This window comes from Streptomyces sp. RK9 (assembly GCF_045070545.1).
Lineage (GTDB): Bacteria > Actinomycetota > Actinomycetes > Streptomycetales > Streptomycetaceae > Streptomyces > Streptomyces alboflavus.
Map to the genome: position 1 here is coordinate 464,215 of NZ_CP173704.1, position 25,800 is coordinate 490,014.

Annotated in this window: 21 protein-coding genes; 5 read left to right on the forward strand and 16 right to left on the reverse strand. The window is 73.3% G+C overall.

Annotated elements, in window-relative coordinates; genetic code table 11:
- Window positions 1–34: 34 nt before the first annotated feature.
- A complete protein-coding gene (pdxH, locus tag AB6L24_RS22140; RefSeq protein ID WP_405663233.1) occupies window positions 35–784 on the reverse strand; it encodes a pyridoxamine 5'-phosphate oxidase in 750 nt (249 codons plus the stop codon).
- Between the two features lie 262 nt (window positions 785–1,046).
- Between pdxH and AB6L24_RS22145 the strand changes: the two genes are divergently transcribed.
- Window positions 1,047–2,147, forward strand: a complete 1,101-nt coding sequence (locus AB6L24_RS22145) for a citrate synthase 2 (protein WP_405657661.1) — start codon at window positions 1,047–1,049, stop codon at window positions 2,145–2,147.
- 194 nt (window positions 2,148–2,341) lie between these two features.
- On the opposite strand, the gene AB6L24_RS22150 is transcribed toward AB6L24_RS22145, so the two are convergent.
- From AB6L24_RS22150 to AB6L24_RS22190, 9 genes are all read right to left on the reverse strand, one after another.
- The gene (locus tag AB6L24_RS22150) at window positions 2,342–2,977 is read right to left on the reverse strand and encodes a TetR/AcrR family transcriptional regulator (RefSeq protein ID WP_405657662.1); all 636 of its coding nucleotides are present in this window, start codon (window positions 2,975–2,977) and stop codon (window positions 2,342–2,344) included.
- A 13-nt stretch (window positions 2,978–2,990) separates the two neighbouring features.
- Window positions 2,991–3,752, reverse strand: coding sequence for an enoyl-CoA hydratase family protein (locus AB6L24_RS22155; RefSeq protein ID WP_405657663.1), 762 nt, complete (start codon window positions 3,750–3,752; stop codon window positions 2,991–2,993).
- Window positions 3,753–3,761: 9 nt separating this feature from the next.
- A complete protein-coding gene (locus AB6L24_RS22160) occupies window positions 3,762–4,925 on the reverse strand; it encodes an acyl-CoA dehydrogenase family protein (RefSeq protein ID WP_405657664.1) in 1,164 nt (387 codons plus the stop codon).
- 91 nt (window positions 4,926–5,016) lie between these two features.
- Window positions 5,017–6,891, reverse strand: a complete 1,875-nt coding sequence (locus AB6L24_RS22165) for a biotin carboxylase N-terminal domain-containing protein (RefSeq protein ID WP_405657665.1) — start codon at window positions 6,889–6,891, stop codon at window positions 5,017–5,019.
- A 21-nt stretch (window positions 6,892–6,912) separates the two neighbouring features.
- Window positions 6,913–8,514, reverse strand: coding sequence for an acyl-CoA carboxylase subunit beta (locus tag AB6L24_RS22170; RefSeq protein WP_405657667.1), 1,602 nt, complete (start codon window positions 8,512–8,514; stop codon window positions 6,913–6,915).
- Window positions 8,511–10,193 carry an acyclic terpene utilization AtuA family protein gene (locus AB6L24_RS22175; protein WP_405663235.1) on the reverse strand — a complete coding sequence of 561 codons (1,683 nt, stop codon included), beginning with the start codon at window positions 10,191–10,193 and terminating at the stop codon, window positions 8,511–8,513. The genes AB6L24_RS22170 and AB6L24_RS22175 overlap by 4 nt, the downstream gene beginning before the upstream one ends.
- Before the next feature lie 89 nt (window positions 10,194–10,282).
- Window positions 10,283–11,089 (reverse strand): TIGR03084 family metal-binding protein, encoded by an 807-nt coding sequence (locus tag AB6L24_RS22180; RefSeq protein WP_405657668.1) that lies wholly within the window; start codon window positions 11,087–11,089, stop codon window positions 10,283–10,285.
- Window positions 11,090–11,317: 228 nt separating this feature from the next.
- Window positions 11,318–12,223, reverse strand: a complete 906-nt coding sequence (locus AB6L24_RS22185) for an EamA family transporter (RefSeq protein WP_405663238.1) — start codon at window positions 12,221–12,223, stop codon at window positions 11,318–11,320.
- A 225-nt stretch (window positions 12,224–12,448) separates the two neighbouring features.
- Window positions 12,449–15,298, reverse strand: a complete 2,850-nt coding sequence (locus tag AB6L24_RS22190) for an FAD-binding and (Fe-S)-binding domain-containing protein (RefSeq protein WP_405657669.1) — start codon at window positions 15,296–15,298, stop codon at window positions 12,449–12,451.
- 313 nt (window positions 15,299–15,611) lie between these two features.
- Between AB6L24_RS22190 and serC the strand changes: the two genes are divergently transcribed.
- On the forward strand, window positions 15,612–16,730 hold the full coding sequence (gene serC, locus AB6L24_RS22195; protein WP_405657670.1) for a phosphoserine transaminase: 1,119 nt from the start codon (window positions 15,612–15,614) through the stop codon (window positions 16,728–16,730).
- A 154-nt stretch (window positions 16,731–16,884) separates the two neighbouring features.
- Here serC and AB6L24_RS22200 read toward each other — a convergent pair whose 3' ends face one another.
- Window positions 16,885–17,736 (reverse strand): ABC transporter permease, encoded by an 852-nt coding sequence (locus tag AB6L24_RS22200; protein WP_380846762.1) that lies wholly within the window; start codon window positions 17,734–17,736, stop codon window positions 16,885–16,887.
- 23 nt (window positions 17,737–17,759) lie between these two features.
- Window positions 17,760–18,809, reverse strand: coding sequence for an ATP-binding cassette domain-containing protein (locus tag AB6L24_RS22205; protein WP_405657672.1), 1,050 nt, complete (start codon window positions 18,807–18,809; stop codon window positions 17,760–17,762).
- 154 nt (window positions 18,810–18,963) lie between these two features.
- Between AB6L24_RS22205 and AB6L24_RS22210 the strand changes: the two genes are divergently transcribed.
- Window positions 18,964–19,725 carry a TetR/AcrR family transcriptional regulator gene (locus tag AB6L24_RS22210; protein ID WP_405657673.1) on the forward strand — a complete coding sequence of 254 codons (762 nt, stop codon included), beginning with the start codon at window positions 18,964–18,966 and terminating at the stop codon, window positions 19,723–19,725.
- On the opposite strand, the gene AB6L24_RS22215 is transcribed toward AB6L24_RS22210, so the two are convergent.
- Window positions 19,722–20,768 (reverse strand): WD40 repeat domain-containing protein, encoded by a 1,047-nt coding sequence (locus AB6L24_RS22215; RefSeq protein WP_405657674.1) that lies wholly within the window; start codon window positions 20,766–20,768, stop codon window positions 19,722–19,724. The genes AB6L24_RS22210 and AB6L24_RS22215 overlap by 4 nt on opposite strands.
- A 112-nt stretch (window positions 20,769–20,880) precedes the next feature.
- Between AB6L24_RS22215 and AB6L24_RS22220 the strand changes: the two genes are divergently transcribed.
- Window positions 20,881–21,552, forward strand: a complete 672-nt coding sequence (locus tag AB6L24_RS22220) for a GDSL-type esterase/lipase family protein (RefSeq protein ID WP_405657675.1) — start codon at window positions 20,881–20,883, stop codon at window positions 21,550–21,552.
- Between the two features lie 90 nt (window positions 21,553–21,642).
- Here AB6L24_RS22220 and AB6L24_RS22225 read toward each other — a convergent pair whose 3' ends face one another.
- Both AB6L24_RS22225 and AB6L24_RS22230 read right to left on the reverse strand, forming a co-directional pair.
- Window positions 21,643–22,896 (reverse strand): serine hydrolase domain-containing protein, encoded by a 1,254-nt coding sequence (locus AB6L24_RS22225; RefSeq protein WP_405657676.1) that lies wholly within the window; start codon window positions 22,894–22,896, stop codon window positions 21,643–21,645.
- Window positions 22,897–22,975: 79 nt separating this feature from the next.
- Window positions 22,976–23,950 carry an MBL fold metallo-hydrolase gene (locus AB6L24_RS22230; protein WP_405657677.1) on the reverse strand — a complete coding sequence of 325 codons (975 nt, stop codon included), beginning with the start codon at window positions 23,948–23,950 and terminating at the stop codon, window positions 22,976–22,978.
- 126 nt (window positions 23,951–24,076) lie between these two features.
- Between AB6L24_RS22230 and AB6L24_RS22235 the strand changes: the two genes are divergently transcribed.
- Window positions 24,077–25,162, forward strand: a complete 1,086-nt coding sequence (locus AB6L24_RS22235) for an AraC family transcriptional regulator (RefSeq protein ID WP_405657678.1) — start codon at window positions 24,077–24,079, stop codon at window positions 25,160–25,162.
- 9 nt (window positions 25,163–25,171) lie between these two features.
- Here AB6L24_RS22235 and AB6L24_RS22240 read toward each other — a convergent pair whose 3' ends face one another.
- A complete protein-coding gene (locus tag AB6L24_RS22240) occupies window positions 25,172–25,645 on the reverse strand; it encodes a profilin (RefSeq protein WP_405657680.1) in 474 nt (157 codons plus the stop codon).
- Between the last annotated feature and the right edge of the window lie 155 nt (window positions 25,646–25,800).

A 25,800-nucleotide genomic window follows, 5' to 3' on the forward strand; every position in this document is an offset into this window, starting at 1 on the left:
GGCGGCCCCGCGCCACGAGGCCGCCGCCGCCCGGTCAGGGGCTCAGGCGCCGCAGGACCCAGGGCGCGTCCGGAGTGGCGCGGCTGTAGACGAGGCGGTCGTGCAGCCGGTTCGTGCGGCCCTGCCAGAACTCGACGGTCAGCGGGGTGACGCGGTAGCCGCCCCAGTTGGGCGGGGCCGGGACCTGCTCGCCCTCGGGATAGCGCGCCGCCAACTCCGCGTACGCGGCGTCCAGTTCGTCCCGCGAGGCGATCACGGACGACTGGGCGCTGGCCCAGGCGCCGAGCTGCGACCCGTGCGGCCGCCCCCGGAAGTACCGCACGGTCTCGTCCCGCCCGATCCGCTCCGCCGTACCGGCGACGATCACCTGCCGGGCCATCGGGTGCCAGGGGAAGAGCAGCGAGACATGCGGGTTGGCGTCGATGTCCCGGGCCTTGCGGGACTCGTAATTGGTGTAGAAGACGAAGCCCCGCGCGTCGTAGCCCTTCAGGAGCACCGTGCGGGAGCTGGGCCGCCCGTCCGCGTCGGCGGTCGACACGACCATGGCGTTCGGCTCCCGGATCACCCCGTCGTCGGCGGCGGCCTCGGCGGCCGCGGCCGCGAACCAGTGCCCGAACTGTTCGACGGGATCGGCGGGGAAGTCGGCCTCGGCGATGCCCTCGGCGCGGTACTGCGCACGCATCGCGGCCACGTCGGAGAGGGCGCCGCCGAGGCCGGAAGCAGCAGGCCCGGGCGCGTCGGGGGCGGTGGCACGGAAGTCGGTCACGTGGTCATCCTGCCGTATACGAACACCTCGCCCCACAGCGGCAGTCGGCGGGCGCGCACACCCATCTGAAGGTGATGTGTGGCACTGGGTGCCGCAGTCCATCGCCAAGGGTGGCACCAAGGGTTATCGTTCCGAAGCCGTGTCGGTTGGGTGACCTCCGGCCGCGCGGGGCATCACCGGGTTACCCCGACCCCAGAGCCCAGGCCTCGGGTCGCACACATGCCAGTCGTACACACACCGCCGTACACACCGTGTCGCCCACATCATGAGGAGCCGCCTGATGTCCGACTTCGTACCCGGGCTTGAGGGAGTCGTCGCGTTCGAGACGGAGATCGCCGAACCGGACAAGGAAGGCGGTGCCCTGCGCTATCGGGGCGTCGACATCGAGGACCTGGTCGGCAACGTCTCCTTCGGCAACGTGTGGGGCCTGCTCGTCGACGGCGCCTTCGACCCCGGGCTTCCCCCGGCCGAGCCGTTCCCGATCCCCGTGCACTCCGGGGACATCCGCGTCGACGTCCAGTCCGCGCTCGCCATGCTCGCCCCCGTGTGGGGCCTGCGCCCGCTCCTGGACATCGACGAGGCCCAGGCCCGCGACGACCTCGCCCGCGCCGCCGTCATGGCCCTCTCCTACGTCGCCCAGTCCGCGCGCGGCCAGGGCCTGCCGATGGTCCCGCAGCGCGAGATCGACAAGGCCGAGACCGTCGTCGAGCGGTTCATGCGGCGCTGGCGCGGTGAGCCCGATCCGCGGCACGTCCAGGCCGTCGACGCCTACTGGACGTCCGCCGCCGAGCACGGCATGAACGCCTCCACCTTCACCGCCCGCGTCATCGCCTCCACCGGTGCCGACGTGGCCGCCGCGCTGTCCGGTGCCGTCGGCGCCATGTCGGGGCCGCTGCACGGCGGTGCGCCCTCCCGCGTCCTCGGCATGATCGAGGAGATCGAGCGCACCGGTGACGCCGTCGCCTACGTCAAGCACGCCCTCGACAAGGGCGAACGCCTCATGGGCTTCGGTCACCGCGTCTACCGTGCCGAGGACCCGCGTGCCCGTGTCCTGCGGCGCACCGCTCGCGAGCTGGGGGCGCCCCGGTTCGAGGTCGCCGAGGCGCTGGAGAAGGCTGCCCTCGACGAGTTGCACGCCCGTCGGCCCGACCGGGTGCTCGCCACGAACGTGGAGTTCTGGGCCGCGATCGTGCTGGACTTCGCCGAAGTCCCCGCGCACATGTTCACGTCGATGTTCACCTGCGCCCGCACCGCCGGGTGGTCGGCGCACATCCTGGAGCAGAAGCGCACCGGGCGCCTCGTGCGGCCGTCCGCTCGCTACGTCGGGCCGGCCGCGCGTGGGCCGCAGGAGATCGGCGGGTACGGGGAGCTGAAGGGCTGAGGTGGGGGGCCTTGCCGGGGGCTCCCCGATCCCACCCCTTCCCGTAACTGGGGGCTCCGCCCCCAGACCCCCGCTCCTCAAACGCCGGAGGGGCTATATAGAGCCCGTCCGGCGATTGAGGACGAGGCGCGAAGCGCCGATTCGGGGTCCGGGGCGGAGCCCCGGTTTCGGGAAGGGGCGGGGTTGGGGACTGCTCAGCGCAGCGCATCCTCCACCAACCGCCCCCACTCCCCCACCACCCGCTTCCGACGGGCCCCGTCGTCCGTGAGGAGGTTCGCGAGGCCGAGCCCACGGGCCATGTCGAGAAGGCCCTGCACGGTCTCGCGCACCCCCGGCACACTCTCGTCGGCGCCGAGCAGCTCCACCGCGATGCGATGCGTCTCCCGACCGACACGGGCCTCCAACTCGGCGACTCTCGGGCCGAGTTGGGGCTCATTGGAGGCGGCGACCCACAGCTGCAGGGCGGCCCGGAACAGCGGGCCGGTGTAGAGGTCGACCAGGGCCGCGACCACGGCGGTCCGGTCGGCCCCGGCGGCGGCCCCCTCGGGGAAGAGCCCGCGCAGCGCGGCCGACCGCTCCTCGGCGACGTACTCGACGGCGGCCGTGAAGAGTTCCTCGCGGGTGCGGAAGTGGTGCTGGGCGGCGCCGCGCGAGACCCCGGCCCGCTCCGCCACCACGGACACCGTCGAGCCCGCCCAGCCGTGCTCGGCCAGGCAGGCCACGGCCGCCTCCAGGAGCCGCTGCCGGGTGACCCGGCTGCGGTCCTGCTTGGGCGCGCGGTCGTCCTCGGCCGCGGCGCCCACCGGCGCTCCTCGGTTCACGGCGCCCATCGGCTCTCCTCGGTCACAGCGCCCATGAACGCTCCCGTCGTTCCAGGAACGCCTCCATCCCCTCCTTGGCCTCGGCGGAGCCGAAGCGGTGGGCGGAGAGGGCCACGAGGGCGTCCGCTTCCTTGTCGAATGCGTCAAGAACCCTAGCCGTGACGAGCTTCTTCGCGTCGGCCAACGCCCCCGGAGCGGCCTTGCGCAGCCCTTCGAGCACGGGCTCCAGGACCACGCCGACCCCGTCGTCGGCGCCCGCGTACGCCGTGACCAGGCCGATCCGGGCCGCCTCCGCCCCGCCGAAGCGCTCGCCGGTGAGGTAGTAGCGGCTCGCCGCCCGGGCGTCCAGGCGGGGCAGGAGCGTCAGGGAGATCACCGCCGGCACGACCCCGATGTGCACCTCGGTGAGCGCGAACGACACGTCCGGTCCTCCCGCCACCACGATGTCGCAGGCCCCGAGCAGCCCGAGCCCACCGGCCCTGACGTGCCCGCGCACCCGCGCGACGACCGGCTTGGGCAGCTCCACGAGTTGGCGGAGCAGCGCCACGAACGCCCCGGGGTCCGGCGGTTCACGCAGGTCGGCGCCCGCGCAGAAGGTGTTGCCGGTGTGGGTGAGCACGACCGCGCGGACGTCTTCGTCCGCGCCCGACTCGGCCAGGGCACCCGCCAGTTCGGCCACCAGCGCCGCCGAGAGCGCGTTGCGGTTGGCGGGCGAGTCCAGGGTGAGCGTGACGATGCCCCGGTCGGGAGCCGAGACCAGGACCGAAGCTGTCCGGAACTCCATCAGAACTCCCTAGTACGACTTGGGCAGGCCGAGGCTCTGGTGGGACACGAAGTTCAGGATCATCTCCCGGCTGACCGGGGCGATCCGCGCGACCCGGGACGCCACGATCAGGGAGGCGAGCCCGAACTCCTTGGTCAGGCCGTTCCCGCCGAGGGTGTGCACGGCCTGGTCGACGGCCTTCACACAGGCGTCCGCCGCCGCGAACTTCGCCATGTTCGCGGCCTCGCCCGCACCCAGGTCGTCCCCGTCGTCGTAGAGCCTGGCGGCCTTCTGCATCATCAGGCGGGCCAGTTCGATCTCGATGTGGGACTGGGCGAGGGGGTGCGCGATGGCCTGGTGGGCGCCGATCGGGGACTTCCACACGCTGCGTTCCCTGGCGTACGCGACGGCCTGTGCGAGCGCGAAGCGCGCCATGCCGACGGAGAACGCGGCCGTCATGATCCGCTCCGGGTTGAGCCCGGCGAAGAGCTGGAGCAGCCCGGCGTCCTCGTCACCGACGAGCGCGTCGGCGGGCAGCCGCACCTCGTCGAGAACCAGCTCGAACTGCTTCTCCGGGGCCTGGAGTTCCATGTCGATGCGATGGCGGGCGAAGCCCGGCGCGTCGCGCTCCACGATGAACAGGCAGGGCTTCAGCTTGCCGGTGCGGGCGTCCTCGGTGCGGCCGACGATCAGGGTCGCGTCGGCGATGTCCACACCGGAGATGAAGACCTTGCGGCCGGTCAGGATCCAGTCGTCGCCGTCCCTGCGGGCGGTGGTGGTGATGCGGTGCGAGTTGGAGCCCGCGTCGGGCTCGGTGATGCCGAACGCCATCGTGCGGCTGCCGTCGGCGAGCCCCGGCAGCCAGGTCTGTTTCTGTGCCTCGGTGCCGAAGCGGGCGATCACCGTGCCGCAGATCGCCGGGGACACCACCATCATCAGGAGCGGGCTGCCTGCCGCCCCCAACTCCTCCAGGACAATGGAGAGTTCGGCGATGCCGCCGCCCCCGCCGCCGTACTCCTCGGGCAGGTTCACCCCCAGGTAGCCGAGCTTGGCGGCGTCCGCCCACAGCTCGTCGGGGTGCCCTTCCTCCCGCACGACGCGGGTCATGTAGGTGCGGCCGTAGCGCTTGCCGAGCGCCGCGACGGCCGCGCGCAGCGCCTGGTGTTCCTCGGTTTCGAGCACGGGAGCGTTCACAGTTCTTCCTCCTGTACGTCTTCCTTGACCACAGTGAGCTGTACGTCTTCCTGCACCGCCGCGGCCGTACGCCCGGGCGGGCCGCCGTCGGCTACGCGTCCTCCTGGACCACCGCGAGCAGCGCGCCCACCTCGACCTGCCGCCCCGGTACGGCGTGCAGCGCGGCGAGGACGCCCGCGGCGGGGGCCACCACGCGGTGCTCCATCTTCATCGCCTCCAGCCACACCACCGGCTGCCCCGCCTCGACCCGCGCGCCCTCCACCAGGCCCTCCGCGACCCGCAGGACGGTGCCCGGCATCGGTGCGAGCAGCGAGCCCGGCTCCTGCCGCACGGTGGGCTCGGGAAGGAGCGACAGGGCGTCGAGGGCCACGTTCCCGACGTACACGCGCCCGCCGCCGTAGGACGTCACGGTGAACTCCCGCCGCACGCCGTTCACTTCGAGCACGACGGCGTCGGGCGCGGCCCGCACCACGCGCACGCCGTCGGCGACCGGGCCGCCTCGCGAGTGCGTGTACCTGACCTCGTGCTCGATGCCGTCGGCCACGGTCCGGTAGCGCTTGACCTGGGGCTGCGAGCGGAGGTTGCGCCAGCCGCCGAAGCGGGAGCGGCCGCAGGCGTCGGCGAGGGCGGCGGCGAGGGGCGCGTACCGGACGTCGGGGCCCGCGGCGGGCTCGGCGAGGCCGGACAGGTGCCGGTCGTAGAACGAGGTGTCCATGCGGGCCGCCGTGAACTCCGGGTGCCGCAGGGAGCGCACGAGGAGATCGCGGTTGGTGACGGGGCCGTGGACCACGGTCCGGTCCAGGGCGCCCGCCAGCTTGCGCAGGGCCTCGGCGCGGGTCGGCGCGTGGGCGACGACCTTCGCCAGCATCGCGTCGTAGTGCACGCCGACGGTGTCGCCGTCCGCGTAGCCGGAGTCCAGGCGGACCCCGTCGGGCACGGCGACGCGGTGCAGGGTGCCGGTCTGCGGGGCCCAGCCGGCCGCCGGGTCCTCCGCGTACAGGCGGGCCTCGACGGCGTGTCCGTGCGCGGCCGGTGGGTGCGGGCCCGGCAGCGGCTCGCCCTCGGCGATCCGGATCTGCAGCGCGACGAGGTCGAGGCCGAACACGGCCTCCGTGACGGGGTGTTCGACCTGGAGGCGGGTGTTCATCTCCAGGAAGTGCGCGCCGCCGTCGGCGGCGAGCAGGAACTCGACGGTGCCCGCGCCCCGGTAGTCGGTGGCGCGGGCGGCCCGCACCGCCACCTCGTGCAGGTCGCGCACCTGCGCGTCGGTGAGCCCGGGTGCCGGGGCCTCCTCGATGACCTTCTGGTGGCGGCGCTGGAGCGTGCAGTCGCGCGTCCCGAGCGCCCACACCGTCCCGTGCGCGTCGGCCATGACCTGCACCTCGACGTGCCGCCCGCCCTCGACGTACGGCTCGACGAACACCTCGCCGTCCCCGAAGGCGCTCGCCGCCTCGGCCCGCGCGGCCTCCAACTCGCCCTTCAGGGCGTCCAGTTCCCGTACGACCCGCATGCCGCGCCCGCCACCGCCCGCGGCCGCCTTCACGAGCACCGGCAGGTCGGCCTCCGTGACCGCGTCCACGGCGAGCGGCACCAGGCCCATCAGCTCCTTGGCGCGCGTCTTGGACGCCATCGCCTCGATGGCCTGAGGCGGCGGTCCGATCCACACCAGGCCCGCGTCGGCGACGGCCCGCGCGAAGGAGGCGTTCTCCGACAGGAAGCCGTAGCCGGGGTGGACCGCGTCGGCGCCCGCCGCCTGCGCGGCCTTCACGATCAGCTCGCCGCGCAGATACGTCTCGGACGGCGCCGACCCCGGCAGGCGTACCGCCTCGTCCGCCTCGCGCACGTGCGGCGCGTCCGCGTCGGCGTCGGAGTGCACGGCGACCGTGGCGATGCCGAGCGCACGGCACGTACGGAACACGCGGCAGGCGATCTCGCCCCGGTTGGCGACCAACAGCTTGGAGATCATGGGTGATTCCGTCACCTTTCCTCACATCCTGAAGACGCCAAAGCCGCCGCGCGCGCCCTCGACGGGGGCCGTGTGGAGCGCGGACAGACAGATGCCGAGGACGGTGCGGGTGTCGCGCGGGTCGATCACGCCGTCGTCGTAAAGACGCCCCGACAGGAACATCGGCAGCGACTCGGACTCGATCTGCTGCTCCACCATCGCCCGCAGGGCCGCGTCCGCTTCGTCGTCGTACGGCTTGCCCTTGGCCGCCGCCGACTGCCGCGCCACGATCGACAGGACGCCCGCGAGCTGCTGCGGGCCCATGACGGCGGACTTGGCGCTGGGCCAGGCGAACAGGAACCGGGGGTCGTAGGCGCGCCCGCACATGCCGTAGTGCCCGGCGCCGTAGGAGGCGCCCATGAGGACGGACAGGTGCGGGACCTTCGAGTTCGACACCGCGTTGATCATCATGGCGCCGTGCTTGATGATGCCGCCCTGCTCGTACTCCTTGCCGACCATGTAGCCGGTGGTGTTGTGCAGGAACAGCAGCGGGATGTCGCGCTGGTTGGCGAGCTGGATGAACTGGGCGGCCTTCTGCGACTCCGCGGAGAACAGCACGCCCTGCGCGTTGGCGAGGACACCGACCGGGTAGCCGTGCAGGCGCGCCCAGCCCGTCACCAGGCTCGTCCCGTACAGGGGCTTGAACTCGTCGAAGTCGGAGCCGTCGACGACGCGCGCGATGACCTCGCGCGGGTCGAAGGGGGTGCGCAGGTCGCCGGGGACGACGCCGAGGAGTTCGTCGGCGTCGTACTTGGGCGGCTCGGCGGGGGCGGCCGGGTCGGCGTGCGCCTTGCGCCAGTTGAGGCGGGCGACGACGCGGCGGGTCCGGCGGAGCGCGTCGTGCTCGTCCTCGGCGAGGTAGTCGGCGAGGCCGGAGGTGCGGGCGTGCATCTCGGCGCCGCCCAGCGACTCGTCGTCGCTCTCCTCGCCGGTCGCCATCCTCACCAGCGGCGGCCCGCCGAGGAACACCTTCGCGCGCTCCTTGACCATGATCACGTGGTCGCACATGCCGGGGACGTAGGCGCCGCCCGCGGTGGAGTTGCCGAAGACCACGGCGATCGTCGGGATCCCGGCGGCCGACGACTGCGTGAGGTGCTTGAAGAGGGCGCCGCCCGGGATGAAGATCTCCTTCTGCGACGGCAGGTCGGCGCCCCCGGACTCCACCAGGTGGATGGACGGCAGCCGGTTGGCGTGCCCGATCTCGTGCGCGCGGAACGCCTTCTTCAGCGTCCAGGGGTTGCTGGCGCCGCCGCGTACCGTCGGGTCGTTGGCGGTGATCAGGCACTCCACGCCCTCGACGACCCCGATGCCGGTCACCATGGACGCCCCGACCGGGTACTCGCTGCCCCAGGCCGCGAGCGGCGACAGCTCCAGGAACGGCGTGTCCGGGTCGAGCAGCAGCTCGATGCGTTCCCGCGCGAGCAGCTTGCCCCGGTCGCGGTGGCGCTCGACGTACTTCTCGCCGCCCCCGTCGAGGGCCTTGGCCTGCTCGGCGTCGAGTTCGGCCAGCTTGGCGAGCATGGCGGCGCGGTGGTCGGCGTACTCGGGGCTCGCCGGGTCGAGCGCGGACGCGAGCACGGTCACAGCAGTACCTCCGGGATGTCGAGGTGGCGGGCGCGCAGCCACTCGCCGAGGCCCTTGGCCTGCGGGTCGAAGCGGGCCTGTGAGGCGACTCCGGCGCCGAGGATGCCCTCGACGTGGAAGTTGAGGGCGCGCAGGTTGGGGAGCACGTGCCGGGTCACCTTCAGCTCGCGGCTCTCCGGGATCAGGCTCTGGAACTTCTCGACGGTCAGGTGGTGGGCGAGCCACCGCCAGGCGTCGTCCGTACGCACCCACACGCCGACGTTGGCGTCCCCGCCCTTGTCGCCGCTCCGGGCTCCGGCGACGGTCCCGAGGGGCAGCCGCCGGGTCCTTTCGTACGTCAACGGCTCGGGCAGCTCCGGCGGTTCGACGTCGGCCAGTTCCCGCGTCCCGCCCGCCGTGGCCGCCGGGATGTCCACGCGCAGCCCGTCCGGTGTCACCGCCACCTGCCGTACGGAGGCCGCGTCGACGCGCACCGCCTCGAACACGCCGTACGGGGTGCCCCTGCCGGGCGGGGCGGTGACGTGGAAGCCGGGGTAGCTGCCGAGGGCCAGCTCGATCGCGGCGCCGCTGAGGGCGCGGCCCACGACGTCCGCGTCCCGGTCGCGCACGACGAGCCGCAGCAGGGCGCTGGCGGTCTCCTCCGTGTCCGCGTCGGCGCGGTCGGTGCGGGCCAGCTCCCAGCGCACCTCGGCGGGGCGGGACTTGGCGCGGTCGAGGGAGTCCTCGATCTGGGCGCGCACGAGGGCGGCCTTCGCGTCGACGTCGAGGCCGGTGAGGACGAACACGACTTCGTTGCGGTGCCCGCCGACGCGGGTGAGCCCGGCCTTGAGGGTGGGCGGCGGCGCCTCGCCCCGCACGCCGTCGACGCGGACGCGGTCGGGTCCCTCCTGGGTGAGGCGGACGGTGTCGAGGCGGGCGGTGACGTCGGGCCCGGCGTAGCGGGCGCCGGACGTCTCGTACAGGAGCTGCGCGGTGACCGTGCCGACGTCGACGACCCCGCCCGTCCCGTCGTGCTTGGTGATGACGCAGGAGCCGTCGGCGTGCACCTCGGCCAGCGGGAAGCCGGGCCGGAGCAGTGTCGCCGGGTCGAACTCGTCGAAGAAGGCGTAGTTGCCGCCGGTGGCCTGGGTGCCGCACTCCAGGATGTGCCCGGCGATCACGGCGCCCGCGAGCCGGTCGTGGTCGCCGGGGCCCCAGCCGAAGTGGGCGGCGGCGGGCCCGGTGACGAGGGCGGCGTCGGTGACGCGGCCGGTCACGACGACGTCGGCGCCCGCGCGCAGCGCCTCCGTGATGCCGAAGCCGCCGAGGTAGGCGTGGGCGGTGAGGGCGTCGCGGAAGCGGGGGCCGAGGTCGTCGCCCTCGACGTGGGCGACGCGCACGTCCAGGCCGAGGCGTTCTCCCAGCTCCCGGAGCTGCTCCGCGAGGCCGGCCGGGTTGAGGCCGCCCGCGTTGGTGACGACCCGCACGCCCCGGTCGAGGGCCTCCCCCAGGCACTCCTCCATCTGCTTCAGGAACGTCTTCGCGTACCCCCGGTCCGGGTCCTTCAGGCGGTCCCTGCCGAGGATGAGCATGGTCAGCTCGGCGAGGTAGTCGCCGGTGAGGACGTCCAGGGGGCCGCCGGTGAGCATGTCCTTGACGGCGGTGTGGCGGTCGCCGTAGAAGCCGGAGGCGTTGCCCACGCGGAGGGGTTCCCGGGTCCCGGCCGGACGGTGGGCGTCTGCGGCGCCGTCCTCGGGCCGACGTCCGGCTCGGCCCTCGTCCCCGGCCCTCACGCCCCGCCCTCCTCGGCGCCCTTCGCGCTCGCTCGCCCCTCCCCCGGCGGCCCCGCGAACGCCTGGGCGATCGTGAGCCACTGGTCGGCGTCGGGGCCCTCCGCGTGGAGTGCCAGGTCGTCGCGGTGGGCGCGGCGGGTGGCGAGGAGGCAGAAGTCGAGGGCGGGGCCGGTGACGCGCTGGGCCGCTTCTTCCGGCCCGTACGTCCATACGTCGCCGCCGGGTGCGCGGAGTTCGACGCGGAACTCCTCGGCGGGCGGGGTGAGTCCGCGTACCGCGTACGCGTAGTTCCGCGCCCGGACGCCGATGCGGGCGACGTGCCGGAGGCGGTCGGTGGGGGCGCGCCGGACGCCGAGGGTGTCGGCGACGTCCTGGCCGTGGGCCCAGGTCTCCATGATCCGCGCGGTCGCGACGGACGCGGCGGACATGGGCGGCCCGTACCAGGGGAAGCGGGCCCCGGCGGGCGCCGCCCGCAGCGCGCCCCGCAGCGCCTCGCGCCCGGCCCGCCACCGGGCGAGGAGTTCCCCCGGGGGCACCGCGGCCCCCTCACGGGCACCGTCGTCGACGAACGTGTCCGGCGACTTCAGCGCGACGGCCGCGTGCGCGGCGAACGCGTCGGCGTCGGTCACCGCGAGCAGTGCGGCCCGGTCGGTCCAGGCGAGGTGTGCGATCTGGTGGGCGATGGTCCAGCCGACCGCGGGCGTGTCGAGCGCCCAGCTCGCCTCTCCCAAGTCCCCGACCAGCTGGTCGAGTTCGTCGCTCTCGGCACGCAGGTCGTCGAGCACGGCACTGACGTCGGACACGGTGCGCTCCCCTCCGGGCAGGGCGGTGTGCCAGGGAGCATGGCAGCGCCGCGAGAAACAAGCAAGCGTGCTTGGTTATTTTCCGGCCGCGCGGGGGGCGTGACGGGGAGAGAGGGGTCGCGACGGGGAGGGAGGGGTCGTGACGGGAGGGAGAGGCGGCCGTCGGCCGGATTCGCAGGGGGCGGCGGCCGGACCCCGCAGGGCGACGCCGGCCGGATCCCCGGCGCGTCAGGGTGCCGTCTTCGCCTTGCCCCGCCCGACCTGCGTCCGCACCGCGCCCATGCTCGCCGCGATGACCAGGGTGATCGCGAGGGACTCGACGAGGGTGAGGGCCTGGTCGAGGATCAGGAAGCCCGCGACGGCGGCGATGGCCGGTTCCAGGCTCATCATCACGGCGAACGTGGACGCGGGCAGGCGGCGCAGGGCGAGGAGTTCGAGGGTGTAGGGCAGGACGGAGGACATGACGGCGACGGCCGCCGCGAGGCCCAGCGTGCTGGGGACCGTCAGCTTCGAGCCGGACTCGACGATGCCGAGGGGCAGCACGAGGATCGCCGCCACGGCCATCGCGAGGGCGAGGCCGTCCGCCTGCGGGAAGCGGCGTCCTGTCCGGGCGCTGAACACGATGTACGCCGCCCACATCGCCCCCGCCGCGAGCGCGAACGCCACGCCGACCGGGTCGAGTTCGCCGAAGCCGCCCCCGCCGAGCAGGAAGACGCCGCACAGGGCGAGCCCGGCCCAGACCACGTTCACCAGGCGGCGCGAGGCGATCACGGACAGGGCGAGCGGGCCGAGGACTTCGAGGGTGACCGCGGGGCCGAGCGGGATGCGGTCCACGGCCTGGTAGAAGAGGCCGTTCATGGCGGCCAGCGTCGCGCCGAAGGCGAGGACGGTGCCCCAGTCGGCCCGGGAGTGCCCGCGCAGCCGGGGGCGGCAGATGACCAGCAGCACGAGGGCGGCGAAGAGCAGGCGCAGCGTGACCACGCCGAGGGCTCCGGCGCGCGGCATCAGGCTGACGGCGATGGCGCCGCCGAACTGGACGGAGACGCAGCCCGCGAGGACGAGGCCGACGGGACCGAGCGCGGCACGGCGGCCGCCTCCTGCGCCGGACGCACCCTCGGCGGCCGCCCCGGCCACCTCGGGCTGCCCGACCGTGACCGGTGCCTCGGCGGCAGCCACTCCTTCGGGCGCCGCCGCCCCGTCCGTACGCGAGATGTTCACGCCAAGCCTTTCCCGCCGTCGTCGCCACGACGACCAGCCGTACAGTCCAATCTCATGGACTTCATCGTCCAAGGTAATGGACTAGGTCAGGATTGTGAAACCCTTTCGCAGCTTACGAACGGGACGACGGGGCGTACACCCTCACCCCTCGTCCAGCGCCTCCGCCAGGACCTCCGCCAGGTGCCGTCCCCGCACCCCCGCCAGCTGGTCGAGCTGGGTGCGGCAGGAGAAGCCGTCCGCGAGGACCTCCGCGCCGGGCGGTGCCTGCCGGACGGCGGGCAGCAGCTGCTCCTCCGCGCAGGCCGCCGACACGTCGTAGTGCCCCTTCTCGAAGCCGAAGTTGCCGGCGAGGCCGCAGCAGCCGCCGGAGAGGTCGCCGTCGAGGCCCGCGGCGGCGCGCAGCCGGCGTTCGGCCTCGTCACCGAGGACGGCGTGCTGGTGGCAGTGGGTCTGGCCGACGGCGGGCCGGTCCAGGCGCGGCGGCCGCCAGTCGGGGGCGTACTCCTCCAGGGCCTGCGCGAACGTACGTACCGAAGCGGCCAGATCGCGCGCCCCCGGCTCGTCCGGCGCGGCCAGTTCGACCAGGTCCGTCTTCAGGGCCGCGGCGCAGCTCGGTTCGAGGACGACGAGGGGGGTGCCCGCGGCGAGGAGCGGGCGCATCAGCTCCAGGGTGCGGCGCTGCACGGCGCGGGCCTGGTCGAGCTGGCCCGTGGAGACGTAGGTGAGCCCGCAGCACACGCCGTCCGGGGGCAGCACGACGGTCAGCCCGGCGGCTTCGAGCACGCGGACGGCGGCGCGGGCGACGGAGGGCGAGAGGTGGTCGGTGAAGGTGTCGGGCCAGAGGACAACGGTGCCAACGGTGCCAACGGCGCCAACGCTGCCGACCGCGCCCTGGGTGGACATGTCACCGCGCGCACGCCGTCGCCACCACTGCCGGAAGGTCACCGGCGCCACCCGGGGCAGCGCACGCCGGGGCTCGATCCCGCCGAGCCGCTTGGCGAGGGCGGCCAGCGGTCCGACGGCGGCGAGGAGGTTGGCGACGCGGGCCGTGCGGGTCGCGGCGAGCAGGCGGAGCCAGCGCGGCAGGCGGCCCATGGCGTAGTGCGCGGCGGGCCTCCGCCGCCCCGCGTAGTGGTGGTGCAGGAACTCGGCCTTGTACGTGGCCATGTCGACGCCGACGGGGCAGTCGGAGCGGCAGCCCTTGCAGGACAGGCACAGGTCGAGGGCGTCGCGCACCTCGGTGGAGCGCCAGCCGTCCTCGACGACCTCCCCGGCGAGCATCTCGTGCAGGAGCCGGGCGCGGCCGCGCGTGGAGTGCTCCTCCTCGCCGGTGGCGCGGAAGGACGGGCACATCACGCCGCCGCCCGACGCTGCGGTCGTCGTACGGCACTTGGCGACGCCGACGCACCGGCGGACGGCGGCGGAGAAGTCCCCGCCGTCGTGCGGGTAGCCGAAGGCGACATCGACGGGCTCGCGGGGCAGGGGCGCGAAACGGAGGTTGGTGTCGAGGGGGGCGGGCCGGACGAGCATGTCGGGGTTGAGGAGTCCGGCGGGGTCCCAGAGGTCCTTGACGCGCTCGAAGAGGCGGACGAGTCCGGTCCCGTACATCTTCGGCAGGAGTTCGGCGCGGGCCTGCCCGTCCCCGTGCTCGCCGGAGAGGGAGCCGCCATGAACGACGACGAGATCGGCGAGGTCTTCGGAGAACCGCCGGAACCGGCCGATACCGGCATCGGTGAGCAGATCGAAATCGATCCGCACATGAATGCACCCGTCACCGAAGTGCCCGTACGGGGTGCCGCGCAGGCCGTGCTCGCCGAGGAGGGCGCGGAAGTCGCGGAGGTAGGGGCCGAGGCGGGCGGGCGGCACGGCGCAGTCCTCCCAGCCGGGCCAGGCCTCGCTGCCGTCGGGCATCCGGGTGGCCGTGCCGGAGGCGTCCTCGCGGACCCGCCACAGGGCGCGCTGCCGGGCGGGGTCGGTGACGACGACGGCGTCCAGGCAGTCCGCGCCGCGCACGACGTCCTCGGCGCCCGCCCTGGCTTCCGCCCCCGTGCCGCCGCCCGTCTCCACGAACAGCCAGGCGCCGCCCTTGGGCAGGCCGCGCGGGTCGCGCACGAGGTCGGCGGCCATGCCCTCGACGGTGAGGGGCCGGTACGGGAGCAGGCCGGGGGCGGCCTCGGCGGCGGCGCTCTCGTCGGTGTAGCCGAGGACGGCGAGGGCGCGGGCGCGCGGCGCCTCGACGAGGCGGACGGTGGCCTCCGTCAGGATCCCGAGGGTGCCTTCGCTGCCGCAGAAGAAGCGGGGGAGGTCGGGGCCGTGCTCCGGGAGGAGGGCGTCGAGGGCGTAGCCGGAGATGCGGCGCGGGAGGTCGGGGAAGCCGGTGCGGAGGAGGGCGAGGTCGCCGTCGACCAGGGCGCGGAGCCCGTCGGGGGCGCCGTCCCAGGTGCCCCGCTGAAGTCGGCGCGGTGCGCCCGTGGTGTCGGCGACACCGACGACCGTGAGGCCTTCCACGTTGTCCGCGGTCGTGCCCCAGGCCACGGAGTGGGAGCCGCAGGAGTTGTTGCCGATCATGCCGCCGAGGGTGCAGCGGCTGTGGGTGGAGGGGTCGGGGCCGAAGGTCAGCCCGTGCGGGGCGGCGGCGCTCCGCAGGGTGTCCAGGACGAGGCCGGGCTGCACGCGGGCCGTGCGGGCGTCCGGGTCGAGGTCCAGGATCCCCGCCATGTGCCGGGTGAAGTCCAGCACCACGCCGGTGCCCGTGGCCTGCCCCGCGATGGACGTCCCGCCGCCGCGTGCCACCACCGGCACGTCGTGCTCCTGGCAGGCGGCCAGGGCGGCGGCCACGTCGGCCGCGTCGCGCGGGGCGACGACGCCCAGCGGGACCCTCCGGTAGTTGGACGCGTCCATCGTGTTCAACGCCCGCCCCGTGACGGAGAAGTCCACCTCTCCCCGGACCGCGCGCCGCAGTACCTGCTCCAACTCGTTTCCAGTGCCCATGCCCCAGAGGTTGCCCAGCGCCGCGTGCCTAGTCACCGCCAACATCAACGCCACTGTCGGCCGGGGCTGTGCCCACCCACCCCGGCGACGCCGAACGACCGAACCCGGCACCGGGAGGCCCGGTCGGCCGGGACCGGAGGTCGACGCGGGGCGGGCCGGGGGCGCAGAGCCATCGGTCGACTGGAAACGGGTGGGCGGGTGGGAGAGAAACCCGCGCGGTAGCGCGGGAAACCACCCACGCCCGGCACCGGGCAACGTCTCGCGGGATGGACGAGGCCGACCCCCCACGTCCCGAAACAGCTACGCTCCCCCCGTGGCTGAGATCCAGATTCCCGCTGACATCAAGCCCGCCGACGGCCGTTTCGGCGCGGGCCCCTCCAAGGTGCGGACGGAGGCGCTCGACGCCCTGGCCGCGACCGGCACCTCCCTCCTCGGCACGTCCCACCGCCAGGCGCCGGTGAAGGACCTGGTGGGCCGCGTCCGCGAGGGCGTGCGTGAGCTGTTCCAGTTCCCCGAGGGCTACGAGGTGATCCTCGGCAACGGCGGCTCGACCGCGTTCTGGGACGTGGCGACGCACGGCCTGATCGAGAACAAGTCGCAGCACCTGTCGTTCGGCGAGTTCAGCTCGAAGTTCGCGAAGGCGGCGAAGCTGGCCCCGTGGCTGGCGGAGCCGACGGTCATCACGGCCGACCCGGGCACGCACCCCGACCCGGAGGCGGAAGAGGGCGTGGACGTGTACGCGTTCACGCACAACGAGACGTCGACCGGCGTGGCGGCCCCGATCCAGCGGGTCCCGGGCGCCGACGCGGGCTCCCTGGTCCTGGTGGACGCGACGTCGGGCGCGGGCGGCCTGCCCGTGGACATCGCGCAGAGCGACGTGTACTACTTCGCGCCGCAGAAGTCCTTCGCGTCGGACGGCGGCCTGTGGGTCGCCGCGTTCTCCCCGGCGGCGATCGAGCGCGCCGAGCGGATCCACGCGAGCGGACGCCACGTACCGGAGTTCTTCAGCCTGCCGACGGCCATCGACAACTCCCGCAAGAACCAGACGTACAACACCCCCGCCCTCGCGACCCTGTTCCTGCTCGCCGAGCAGCTGGACTGGATCAACGGCCAGGGCGGCCTCGACTGGTCGGTGCGGCGCACGGCGACGTCGGCGCGGACGCTGTACGGCTGGGCGGAGGAGTCGAAGTACGCGACCCCGTTCGTCACGGACCCGGCGAAGCGCTCGCAGGTCATCGGCACGATCGACTTCGCCGACGAGATCGACGCGGCGGCCGTCGCCAAGGCGCTGCGCGCGAACGGCATCGTGGACACGGAGCCGTACCGCAAGCTGGGCCGCAACCAGCTGCGGGTGGCGATGTTCCCGGCGATCGACCCGGCGGACGTCGACGCGCTGACGAAGTGCGTGGACTACGTGATCGAGAAGCTGTAGCCCCGAGCACCGCACCACCTACCGAGCACGCAGCACTCCGCACACCGCACTCCACACACGAGAACGGCCCGGGCACGCACCAAGCGCACCCGGGCCGTCCCCGTACCCCCGCACCCTCAGCGCCCGAACCCCCGAACGCCGAGCGCAGCACCCCTTACCGACTGAGCCGCTTGAACCTCCGCACAGCCATCGGCAGGAACACCGCCGTCAGCACCAGCGGCCACACCACCGCCATGAGCACCGCGTTCTGCTCGATCCAGCTGGACCCGCCCGCGCCGGGGTTGCCGAAGAGTTCGCGGGCCGCCGTCCCCGTGGACGACACCGGGTTCCAGGCGGCGACGGGCGCCAGCCAGTCCGGCATCAGGGACGGCGCCACGAACACGCTGGAGATCATCGTCAGCGGGAACGCCACCGCGTACAGACCGCCGGCGGCCTCCGCGCTGGGCACGAGCAGGCCGAGCCAGACGCCGACCCAGATCAGGCTGAAGCGCAGGAGCAGGAGGAGGGCGAACGCGGACACCGCGTTGAGGACGCCGTTGCCCGGGCGCCAGCCGATCGCGAGGGCCGTGAGCGCGAGGATCGTCAGCTCCGCGCAGGCCACGACGAGGTCGGAGAGTCCGCGCCCGGCCGACACCGCGGAGGGCGCCATGGGCATGGAGCGGAAGCGGTCGATGACGCCCTTGGAGGCGTCCGTGACGACGCCCATCGCGGTGTTCATGAAGCCGAAGGCCATGGTCATCACGAACATGCCGGGCATCAGGAACTGCTTGTAGTCGCCCTCGCCGCCGGGCACCTTCATGGCCTCGCCGAAGACGAAGCCGTACAGGAGCACGCTGATGATGGGGAAGCCGAGCTGCCAGGCGATCATGATGGGCTGGCGCTGGAAGTGGGTCAGATAGCGGCGGGTGATGTTGAGGGTGTCGGCGACGGCCCAGTACGCCCGCCCGCGCTCGGCCCCGACGGCGAGACCGCCGGCCTGGCCGCCCCCGGAACCCCCGCCACTCATCGTCCTCGTCGTCATCACGTCACTCATGCCGCGGCTCCCGTCCGGTCCAACTTCTGCGCCTGCCCCTGCCCTTGCTGCCCCTGCTCCTCCGGCTCCCCCGCGGGCCGTCCCCCCGTCAGCCGCAGGAACACGTCGTCGAGGCTCGGCCGCCGCAGCCCGATGTCCTCGACCGCGATCCCCTCGTCCTGGAGGGTGCGCGCGACGTCGGTGAGCGCGCCCACCCGATCGCTGACCGCGGCCTGCACGCGGCGCTCCGCGTCGACGGTCTCGGGCACGCCGTCCGCGACGCGGGCGACGGCCCTGACGGCTGCGGGCAGGTCGGCGGGCTCGGCGACGACGACTTCCAGGTGGCTGCCGCCGACGGTGGCCTTGAGGCCGTCGGGGGTGTCGTCGGCGATGGCGCGGCCCTGGTCGATGACGGTGATGCGGGAGGCGAGCTTGTCGGCCTCCTCCAGATACTGCGTGGTGAGCAGGACGGTGGTGCCGCGGCCCACCAGGTCCCGCACGGAGTCCCAGACCTCGCTGCGGCCGCGCGGGTCGAGGCCGGTCGTCGGCTCGTCCAGGAAGAGGACGGACGGGGCGAGGATCATCGAGGCGGCGAGGTCGAGGCGGCGCCGCATGCCGCCGCTGTACGTCCCCGCGCCCTTGTCGGCTGCGGCCTCCAGGCCGAACTGCTCCAGGAGTTCCTGGGCGCGGCGCGCGGCCCGCTTGCCGCCGAGGTGGAAGAGGCGGCCGAACATCTCCAGGTTCTGCCGCCCGCTGAGGATCTCGTCGACCGCTGCGTACTGCCCGGTCAGGCCGATGCGGCCGCGTACGACTCGGGGCTCGCGCCGGACGTCCGCGCCGCCGACCGTGGCGCTGCCGCCGTCGAGCCGGATCAGCGTGGACAGGATGCGCACCGCCGTGGTCTTGCCCGCGCCGTTCGGCCCCAGCAAGCCGTGGACCGTGCCGTGGGCCACGGTCAGGTCGAAGCCGTCGAGGGCCTTCTTGTCGCCGTACCGCTTCTCCAGGCCGCGGGCCCGGACCGCGTACTCGCCGGCGTCGTCGCGCCCGCCGAAGTCACTGTCGCTCACTGCCCCTCCAACTCCCGTTCCCGATCCGTGTGCCGCATCCGCGCGGACCGGGCCACCGGCGCCCGCACCGCACGGGCCACCACCAATGAGTACACCGTACCCAATTAAGAGTACACCGTACTCAGTTTCGGCCCAAGGGCTTATCGTGAGATCCATGGCGACGACGGAGACCAGCGGCAGCGGCGACATCACACGCAGCCTGGAACTGATGTGGGGCGGCGGCGAGCGCCCCACGCGCGGACCCAAACCGGCCCTGACGCTGGAGCGGATCGTCACCGCGGCGGTGCGGCTCGCCGACGCCGAGGGCATCGCCGCGGTCTCCATGCGCCGCCTCTCCACGGAGCTGGGCACGGGCACGATGTCCCTCTACCGCTACGTCCCCGGCAAGGCCGAGCTGCTCGACCTGATGCTCAACCACGTGCAGGCGCCCGGCGACGACGAGGAGGCCTTCCACGGCGGCTGGCGCACGGCCGTCGCGGCGTACGGCCGCGCGACGCTGGCGCAGTACCGACGCCACCCCTGGCTGCTCCAGGTCAACCAGGCACGCCCCGTGCTCGGCCCGAGCGCGGTCGGCGGCCTGGAGCGGGTCCTCACGTACATCAAGCCGATGGGCCTGACCGACCCCGAGCTGATCTCGGTCCTGATCATGGTCGAGGGATACGTCTCCGGCGTCGCCCGCAACCACGTCCACGCGGCCCAGGCCGCAGCCGACTCACAACTCTCCGACGAGGCCTTCTGGGAGGCCCAGCGCCCCGTCCTCGAACGCATCATGGAAAGCGGCAACTTCCCCCTGATCGCAGCCCTCTCAGAAGACGCCTTCGGCTCCGACTTCGACCACTTCGAATTCGGCCTCCAACGCATCCTGGACGGCTTGGAGGTCCTGGTGGAACGCCGGGAGCGGGAGTCCGCGGGTTAGCCGCCCTTCTTCCCGAACAGCCGCTTCAGCCCGAACACCGCCACCAGGACGGCGGCGATGGCGAGCGCACCACCCTTGTACCCGCCGCCGAACGCACCCCCGTCGTCGCTGTCGGACCCCGAGCCGCCGCCCGCCGACCCCGCAGGCGCCCCCGCCCCCTCCACGTCCCTCGGCTCGACGTCGCTCTCCTGGCCCTCCGTGCCGAACATGAGGCGGGAGCCGTCCGGGCTGTACGTCAGGGACTCGCCCTGGCGCTGGAGGGGCACGCTCAGGCGGCCCTCGCGCTTGATCTTGCCGTCGCCCTCCCAGCGGTAGGTGACGCCGCCGAGGTAGCCGCGCAGGGAGAGCTGTTTGCCGTTGGGCGAGAAGGCGCCGTCGGTCGCCCACAGGTCGACGTCGGCCACGCGCTGGAAGACGTTGGTCCGGGACGTGGACATCCGCGCGGGCGGCGGGCCCTGGTAGAGACTGCCCTCGCCGTCCTCCTTCTTGTCCACGATGTAGACCCGGCCGGTCTTCGGGTGGACCATCATCGACTCGGCGTCACGCGGCCCGTCCGAGTACTTCACGACGTACTGCTTCGCGCGGATCGACTGGTCCTTGAGCTGCTTGGGCTCGGGCAGCTTGTAGATCCACACGAACGACCACTTGCCGCCGAGGTTGTCGCCGATGTCGCCGACGTACAGATCGCCGTCGGGCCCCATCGAGATCGCCTCGATGTCGCGCGGCTTGCCCACCCCCGTCATCGTGACCGTGGCCACGGTCTTCCCCGTGGCGCTGTCCACCGCGTACAGGAACGCGCCCTTGTCCTGGTCGTTGTGCGTCCAGTACACCCCGGGGTGCGCGCGGGACGCGACGAGCCCGCTGGACTCCGTGATCCGGGGGTCCTTGATGCTGAACCCGTCGTTTCCCTTTCCGCCCTTGCCCCCCTTGCCGTCGTCGGCGTGGGCCGCCGGGGCGGTGAGGACCGTGAGGGCGAGCGCCGTGGACACGGCGACGGCGGCGGTGGCGACGGCACCGGGGACCACAGGCGGAAGCGTGCGCATGGCCCCAAGCGTGCCATCCGCGCGGCGCACCCGGCCCCGGGGTCGCGCGGCGTGCTCAGCCTCACACGCGGCGGGGCGGCCGGACACCCCCCGGTACCGCGATGATGAGCGGATGCTCAGGTTCATGTTCGTCGGCGACTCGATGACCATCGGTAGCGCCGGGGAACACACCTGGCGCTACTGGATGTGGCGCCACCTGTGCGCCACCCACGGCGCCCCCTTCAAGATCGTCGGCCCTCGGGAGACCTTGTACGACAAGGCCACCGAGGCCCCCACGTCGTACGAGTACGCCGAACCCGACTTCCCCCGCCGCCACTTGGCCGGCTGGGGCGAGGGCTGGCAGCACCTGACCCCGCTGATCTCCGACGCCGTCAAGGCCGACCGCGCGGACGTCCTCCTCGTCTCCCTCGGCCTCATCGACCTGGGCTTCTACACCAACGCCGAGCAGACCGCCGCGAACGTGGCCCGCTTCGTCGCCGAGGCCCGCCGCGCCAACCCGCGCGTCGCCCTCGCCGTCCTGCCGGTCATACCGAACGTCCGCGCCGAGGACGACCCCGACTTCGCCACCGAGGTCGCCCGCTTCAACGAACTCCTCGGCAAGACGGTCGCCGACCTGGACACCTCCGCCTCCGCCCTGCTCCTGGCCTCACCCCCCTCCGCGTACGACATCCACCTCGACACCTACGACGGCACCCATCCCAACGAACACGGCGAGCGGAAGCTGGCGGCGGCGTTCGCGGCGGCGATGTGGGAGGCGTGGGGGCTGGGCGGCCCTCCGGAGTAGGCGGCCCCGCGACCTTGCGGGGCGTCCCGCAGGGCCCAGGGGCTCGTCAGCCCCAGCGGAGCCCGGCCCCAGCTCCCGCGGAGCCCGCCCTCAGCGCCCGCAGAACTCCGCCTCGACCACCGCGTCCTCCCCCTTCTGCTCGCCCCAGTCCCCGTTGCGGTTCATGGTCAGCACATGCCGTCCGTCCGCCGAGCCCACCGTGCGGCTCGCCGAGCCGGGGATCATGCCGCCGTGGCCCCAGGCCCAGCAGCCCTCCTTCAGCTCGAAGTGACGTATGCCGAGGCCGTAGACGTCATCCGGGCCGCCGTGCCCCTTGTCGCCGTCCACGGGGACCGCGGCGAGCAGGGCCCGCTGCTGGGCGGGCGGCAGGAGCCGGCCGCGCAGCAGCTCCGCCATGAACGTGTTCACGTCGGCCGTGGTCGATATGAGCTGCCCGGCGGCGAAGGCGACCGTGGGACTGAACTCCGTGACGTCACGCACCTTCGCGTGCGGCGGGTCCTCGAACAGCGTGGAGTAGTGCGTCGCGTGCGGCCGGGGCAGCTCGGGCGCGTGGCCGGGCACGCTGGTGCCGCGCAGGCGGAGCGGGTGGATGACGAGCCGGTCGACCGCCTTCTTGTACGTGTCGCCCGTCGCCCTCTCGATGATCATTCCGGCGAGTATGTAATTGGTGTCCGAGTAGTCCCACTTACCGGGGGCGCCGGGCCTGCTGCCCTGCTCCGGCTGGAAGTTGGGCGGGTGGGCGAGCGCGATGTCGACCAGCTGCGCGGGCTTCCACCGCGTGTATCGGTTCTTGTCGAACTCGTCCCCCGCGTACTTGGCGCGGAAGCCCTCGTCCATGTTGTAGTCGAAGATCCCGCTCGTGTGGTTCAGGAGGTGCCGCACGGTGATGGCCCCCGGCCGGTACCCCTTGCCGCGCACCACGCCCGGCAGCCACTTCTCGACGCTGTCGTCCAGGGACAGGCGCCCCTCGGCCTCCAGCTTGAGCAGCACGACGGACGTGAAGGTCTTGGTCAGGCTGGCGATGCGGAACTTCTCGGCACTGCCGCGCGGCTGCCCGGTCGTGAGGTCGCGGACCCCGGCGCGGCCGTGCCACACCTGGCGCCCGTCCCTGACCTGGGCTATGACGCCGGGCGTGCCCTGCTCGACGATCCGGTCGAGGGCGGCCTGGGTCGGGGCGTGTGCCGGGGGCCGCGTGTGTCCCGGGGACGGCGGCGGCCGGTGCGGCTTGTCGGCGGGGGCAGCGAAGCCCGGCGCGGCGGCGGTGAGCGCGCACACGGCACCGAGGACCACACCGAGGACGGCCGGGCGACGACGGGACGGTAAGCGCAGCGAGCTGTGATTCATGGATCCAGCTCATCAGCCGGGCCCACCCCGCTCCATCAGGAATCCCCCGGAGATCGCTCAGGGGAACACACTAGGGGCCCTATGCCCCCACCCCTGATCCCCGCCCGCTCCCGGCACCCGAGCCCTGCTCCCCCCACCCCCGAATCCCGAACTTCCCGCCCTCTCGCCGCACTTCAGCCACCCCGGATCCCCCGAAGTGCGCGGGCACGAACAACTCCCCCTCATCAGCGGCCCGTTCCAGCACCCGCCGACGGCTGACGGCCGCCCCCGCCGGGTCCTCGCACAGGCAGCTGCTGCACCCCGGCTCCAGGATCTGCACCGGGGTGTGCAGCAGATCGCCCACGAAGACGGCCCGGTCCGAGCCGGAGGCGAGCCGCAGCACGGAGGAGCCCGGGGTGTGGCCGGGGGCGGGTTCGAGGGCGAGGTGCCCGTCGATGCGGTGGCCGCCCTCCCACAGCACGGCCTGCCCGGCCCGGACCACCGGCTCCACGCTGTCCGCGAAGATGTTCCGCTGCTCCTCGCGGCGGGCGCGCCCGGCGTCGTCGCGGGGCACGGGCCGGGCGGCGGCGCCCTCCGGCGAGAAGTACGCGTGGTCGGCGGCGGGCATGAGGTACGAGGCGTTGGGGAACGCGGGCACCCAACTGTCGCCCTCCGCGCGCGTGTTCCAGCCGACGTGGTCCCCGTGCAGATGGGTGTTGACGACGACGTCCACGTCCTCGGGGCGTACGCCGACGGCCGCGAGCCGCCCCAGGTAGTCCGTCTCCAGCTGGTCGAAGTGCGGCGATCCGGGCCGCCGCCGGCCGTTGCCGACCCCCGTGTCGACGAGGATCGTCCGCCCCTCGCTGCGCAGCACCCACGTCTGTACTACGCCGACGACCTGGTCGTCCCCGGGCTCCCAGAAGTCCGGCTCCAGCCACTTCCGGTGGGCGTCCCACACCTCGGGCGGGCAGTCGGGCACGAGCACCCGCCCGGACCCGAAGCGCCCGCGCAGCTCCTCGACCCGCAGCACCTCGACGTCCCCCAGCGTGAACCGCTCCATGACCCCGCCCTCCATCCACCATCTCCTCGCGTCGGCCAACGACCGCCACGCCCTCACACTAAGAGCCACTCCTGAGCGCCTCAATGCGAGAAGACCTCAGCTGAATACGCAGACGTCTCACTCTCCGCGTACGCTGTCCGCATGGACGTGGTGAGCGACGCGATCGCGGCGGTGCGGGTCGGCGAGCCCTCGGCGAACCGGGTGCGGGCGGGCGGGAGTTGGTGCGCCCGGCTGTCCGCGTACGAAGGGGCGGGCTTCCACGTGGTCCTGGCGGGCAGGTGTCAGCTGCTCCTCGACGAGGGGCGCCGCCCGGTCGCGCTGGGCCGGGGCGATGTGGTGCTGCTTCCGCACGGCTCGGAGCACGTGCTCGCGGACGCGGCGGCGGAGGGTCCTGCGGCGGCGAGGCGGGCGGTGGACTTCGAGAGCTGGTCGGGCCGACACGAACCGAGCGCCCCCGGCTCGGGCGTCTTCGGCTCGGGCACCTTCGGCTCGGGCAACTTCGGCTCGGGCGCCCCCGGCTCAGGCACCCCCGGACCGAGCACCCACAGCCCCGGCACCCCCGCCCCGGAAACCCCCACCGCAGAGCTGATGTGCGGCAAATACCGCCTCGACCGGGCCCGCGCCCACCCCCTCCTCACCGAGCTGCCCGACGTGGTCCACCTCCCGGCGGCCCCCGACCGCCACCCCGAACTGCACTCGGCGCTGGCCCTGTTGGCGCACGAGACGACGGGCACCCGCCCCGGGACGGACATCGCCGTACCGGGCCTTCTGGACCTGCTCCTCGTCTACCTGATCCGGGCGTGGCTGGCCGACCGGGCGGAGGCGGGGACGCCGGGCTGGGCGTGCGCGCTCGGCGACCCGGCGGTGGCGACGGCCCTGCGCGTGCTGCACAGGGACCCGGCCCACCCCTGGACGAACGCGGCCCTCGCGGCCCGGGCGGGCGTCTCCCGGGCCACCTTGGCCCGCAAGTTCACGACCCTGGTGGGCCGCCCGCCGATGGCGTACCTGAGCTGGTGGCGGATGACGCGGGCGGCGGCGCTGCTGCGGGACAGCGAGGCGCCCCTGGACGCGATCGCGCGCCGGGTGGGCTACGGCTCGCCGTACGCGCTGTCGCACGCGTTCAGCAGGGAGTTCGGGGTGACGCCGGGCCGGTACAGGAAGCGCGCAGGCACGCCCGGCGCCGCACCTGGCGCCCCACCCGACACGGCCTCCGGCGCCACGCCCTGACGCAGCCGCTCAGAGCCCCTTCTTCACCAGGAAGTCCACGAACTTCTCCAGGACGTTGGAGGCGTCGCTCCGGGGCTGCCCCTCGACATACAGGCAGGCGACGAGGGCGGTCTTGGACTTGGCGGCGAGGAAGCCGTTGAAGCCGTTCGAGCCGTAGAGCGTACGGACTTCGTGCCCCAGGTTGGCGTACTCGTTGCCGCCTATCCGCACCGACCGGGAGCCGAGGTTCTCCGGTTCGTCGACGAGGGCGCCGAGGAGATAGCCCTCCTTCTCGGTGACCTGGATGTCGTGGGAGGTGGCGAGGGTCCTGCCCTCGAAGTCGAGGATGACGCCGCTGGCAAAGGCGCCGCTGCCCATCAGGTAGTAGTCCATGTACTGCTGCCACTCGTCACCGGGCTTCGTGGACCACTGGTCACCGGGCCGCTGGTACTGATCCCCGAAGTCGCCCCCTTGCCCCATGTACTTCTTCCAACGCTCACGCACAGGTGCCTCCTAGCCGACCGTTCCACTGCTTCTGACGGCGTCCCCCGAGAGGATCTCTCCATGGAAACGTAGTGTCCGCGAGCCGAGTTCCGATATGGAGATCCCGGCCACGGGGCCGGTTTCCGGCGCTAGCCGATGCGCACAAGCCAATGCCC

Bases quoted from the DNA above. Each gene is read 5' to 3' on its own strand.
- AB6L24_RS22210 (WP_405657673.1), top strand. From the start codon at position 18,964: ATGGCGACGACGGAGACCAGCGGCAGCGGCGACATCACACGCAGCCTG.
- AB6L24_RS22220 (WP_405657675.1), top strand. From the start codon at position 20,881: ATGCTCAGGTTCATGTTCGTCGGCGACTCGATGACCATCGGTAGCGCC.
- AB6L24_RS22215 (WP_405657674.1), bottom strand. From the start codon at position 20,768: ATGCGCACGCTTCCGCCTGTGGTCCCCGGTGCCGTCGCCACCGCCGCC.
- AB6L24_RS22190 (WP_405657669.1), bottom strand. From the start codon at position 15,298: ATGGGCACTGGAAACGAGTTGGAGCAGGTACTGCGGCGCGCGGTCCGG.
- AB6L24_RS22235 (WP_405657678.1), top strand. From the start codon at position 24,077: ATGGACGTGGTGAGCGACGCGATCGCGGCGGTGCGGGTCGGCGAGCCC.
- AB6L24_RS22145 (WP_405657661.1), top strand. From the start codon at position 1,047: ATGTCCGACTTCGTACCCGGGCTTGAGGGAGTCGTCGCGTTCGAGACG.
- AB6L24_RS22225 (WP_405657676.1), bottom strand. From the start codon at position 22,896: ATGAATCACAGCTCGCTGCGCTTACCGTCCCGTCGTCGCCCGGCCGTC.
- AB6L24_RS22200 (WP_380846762.1), bottom strand. From the start codon at position 17,736: ATGAGTGGCGGGGGTTCCGGGGGCGGCCAGGCCGGCGGTCTCGCCGTC.
- AB6L24_RS22230 (WP_405657677.1), bottom strand. From the start codon at position 23,950: ATGGAGGGCGGGGTCATGGAGCGGTTCACGCTGGGGGACGTCGAGGTG.
- AB6L24_RS22150 (WP_405657662.1), bottom strand. From the start codon at position 2,977: ATGGGCGCCGTGAACCGAGGAGCGCCGGTGGGCGCCGCGGCCGAGGAC.
- AB6L24_RS22165 (WP_405657665.1), bottom strand. From the start codon at position 6,891: ATGATCTCCAAGCTGTTGGTCGCCAACCGGGGCGAGATCGCCTGCCGC.
- AB6L24_RS22155 (WP_405657663.1), bottom strand. From the start codon at position 3,752: ATGGAGTTCCGGACAGCTTCGGTCCTGGTCTCGGCTCCCGACCGGGGC.